Here is a 990-nt window from a genome sequence, read left to right on the forward strand (position 1 = left end):
CCAGCAGGCCGGCCGGGACCAGGGCGAGCAGCGCGGTGAGCCAGGGCGCCACCCAGCGGATCAGGTGGGCCGCGGCGGCGACGGGCACGGCCAGCACGAGCAGCAGCGTCGGGGCGAGCGAGCGCGAGGGGAACAGGAGGGCGATCGCGGGCACCAGCGCGGCCCACGCCGCGATCACCAGGGCGGTCGCCGCGGCGCGCGGGAAGCGCAGGGTGAGCGCCACGAACCCGAGCACGAGGAGGGTGACGAGGAAGGTCTGCCAGAGGTCCCAGCCGAGCGCGGCGGCCAGGCCGACCGTGCCGATGAGCACCGCGACGTACATCACCCGGCGGACCGCCGGAGGAAGGCCGAAATAGCGCAGCCGCACCCTTTCGAACAGATCCCGCGCCGCGGCCCGCCCCGCGGCCTCGGCCCTGCCGGACTCACGCATCACGCCTCCCCGGTCCGCCCCCGGTTATACCGCACCGGGCCGACGATTGGGCGGACCTGACACGCCAGGTGGGCCTTGCTAGTGGCGCTGGTGGCGGCCGGGGAACTCTCCCACCAGGACCTGCTTGGGGGTGACGCGCAGGCTGTCGGCGCCCGCCACGGCGATGCCGCGCACCTCCACCCAGAGCCGCCTGCGCACCGGGTCGGCCGCGAACACCGCCACCCGCGGATCCGCCTCGACGGCCTCCCACGCCTCGTCCTCGACGATCAGTCTGAGGTCACCGGCCGGGCCGACCGAGGCCGCCGCTCCCACCACCCTGGGGCCGAGGGAGTCGCCGAAGGACAGCACGGCGCTCCCGGCGTACGCGAACGCCTGGCGTGCCTGGGGATTCAACGGCACGGACGGGTCGGCCCCGGCGGGCAGGTCGCACATGAGCAGCGAGGCCCGCCAGGGACCGGGCGCGCCCCGCCACCAGGCGCGCGCCGACAGGAGCGCGTACACGATCACCACCGCCCCGAGCGCGCCGAGCCCCGCCCGCCAGGCCCAGGCCGCACCCAGCG

2 pseudogenes are annotated in these 990 nt (G+C 76.3%); both read right to left on the reverse strand.

Going from position 1 to position 990, the window contains the following annotated elements:
- Positions 1 to 430 (reverse strand): annotated as a pseudogene (locus DQW85_RS22245) (AAA family ATPase); the annotation flags it as partial.
- A gap of 78 nt (positions 431 to 508) precedes the next feature.
- Positions 509 to 990: pseudogene (locus DQW85_RS22250) on the reverse strand (hypothetical protein); the annotation flags it as partial.

Origin of the sequence: Nonomuraea lactucae, assembly GCF_003313395.1 — a bacterium.
GTDB lineage: Bacteria > Actinomycetota > Actinomycetes > Streptosporangiales > Streptosporangiaceae > Nonomuraea > Nonomuraea lactucae.